The following is a 420-nucleotide window of genomic DNA, read 5'->3' on the forward strand; positions in this document are numbered from 1 at the left end:
TTCACCATTTTTTAATGCCTCTTCCTGAACATCTGCGCCATATTTCACAAAAGAACCTTTGGTGCCATGAACACTATAAGTTGGAACTTTCTCCTTTACCAGCGTACCTGCCTTTAAAGTAACCTTAAGCTGAGGATAGAACAGCAGCAGTTCAAAATTATCGGGAACTTGTGCGTTGTCCCGCTGCATTCTTATGTCGGCAAAAACTTCTTTGGGTAATCCAAAGAGGTGCAGTGCCTGATCGATTAAATGACTCCCCAGGTCATAGAGAATTCCGCTGCCGGGCAGCTCCTTTTCTTCCTTCCATCCAGGTTTGATCTCATTCCTGAAGCGATCAAAATGGGCTTCATATTCTACAACCCTGCCTAAAAAATCCTTTTCAATGAGCTTTTTTACTGTTCTATAGTCACTGTCCCACCT

The 420-nt window shown here is 43.1% G+C and carries 1 protein-coding gene; it reads right to left on the reverse strand.

The genetic code is table 11. From position 1 onward, the window contains the following. Nucleotides 1–420 (reverse strand): Gfo/Idh/MocA family protein (locus tag HC175_RS19320; RefSeq protein ID WP_235942694.1); only part of this gene is annotated, 420 nt, incomplete at both ends.

It is taken from the genome of Salinimicrobium oceani (genome assembly GCF_012037645.1).